Origin of the sequence: Brevibacillus sp. HB1.1, from assembly GCF_013332445.1 — a bacterium.
In the GTDB taxonomy this organism is placed as follows: domain Bacteria; phylum Bacillota; class Bacilli; order Brevibacillales; family Brevibacillaceae; genus Brevibacillus; species Brevibacillus porteri.
Window position 1 is genome coordinate 1 of record NZ_JABMIV010000032.1, and the last position, 1242, is coordinate 1242.

1 protein-coding gene is annotated in these 1242 nt (G+C 42.6%); it reads left to right on the forward strand.

Features of this window, described 5'->3' with window-relative positions; translation table 11 throughout:
- On the forward strand, positions 1 to 1242 hold a 1242-nt coding region (locus HPY27_RS29755), incomplete at both ends, for a YcdB/YcdC domain-containing protein (protein ID WP_174226581.1).

Genomic DNA, 1242 nt, shown 5'->3' on the forward strand with positions numbered 1-1242 from the left:
TACACCTGAATGGAAAGTGAAGGTAGAGCTTGCAATCCAAAAGGTAAAGGAAAGGCTGCCATATTTAGCCGATTTTTCTTACAGTACGCTTAAGATTTTAGAAAAAAATGATGGAACAAATCGTATAACCATCATCTTGCAAACGTCCAAGGAGAAGAAGAAACCGTCTTTTGAATTCAGTTTGGATAAACAAGGGAATCCCAAGGGGTTTAGCTACGACGAGGAATTTCCCGAAGAAGGAAGGCCGAAGATTGAGCATGACAAGGTAGTCAGCATAACAACAGATTTTATGAAGCAATGGTACGGAGCAGATATGGGTGGCTTCAAATATAACCCTAATTATTCGGATCAAAATGAAGCTTTGTTTACGAAACAGGTAAACGGTCTTCCGTATCTGAATATCAATGTTCGTCTAACCGTAAACAGCAAGGGGGAAGTCATATCGAAAGGGAAAGGCTTATACGGGCTCGGGGGCGATGATGCACCTGCCCTCGAAGATTTGAAGTTTGCTGATCCAAAGGAAGCCATATCCAAGGATCAGGCTGAAAAAGCCTTCGCCAAACACCTGAAGCTCTTTTATTTGAAAAAGCCAGTAGAGGGATGGGAAGAGAAAACGAAGGAATACTTGTATGGCTCTCCTACCTTACGCTACAAATCGGAATTCTCGGAATTTATCGATGCCAAAACAGGCATGGAAGTTCCTCATTATGATGGTTCGGGGAGTGCATATAACCCCATTGTCAGAGTGAATCCTGTCGGTAAGGAAGTTACCGTAAAGACGACAGAGGAAGCAGCAGCTATGTTCGCTGCTTTCGGGATCGAGAGCAAAGCTGAAAAAATAAAAGAAGGCATTTCTGAAGATACGAAAGGTAAGGAATATATACATGAAATCAATAAAGAGTTTGAGGCTATCATTATAACGGAGAAAGAAACAGGACGATTCATGAGCTACGGTATGGTTGACAAGAAAAAGAAAGAAAGAGAATACCCTGAAGAAGATCCAAACGGAAAGAAATGGCTAACGCCAGAAGAATCGATGAAACTAGCTATTGCTGCGCTGGAAAAGTACGGACCAAAGCATTTAAAAGAAGTGATGCCGATTGGGACAGCAGAGTTTCGGCAGAGAGGCGCTGAGCAGGGCTTCAAGTTTGTAAATGTGCACGAAGGGATTCCCGTTCTGGATGATGAGATTTATATCAGAATAGACCGTATCACGGGAGAGGTGATAAGTCTGCGTATGAC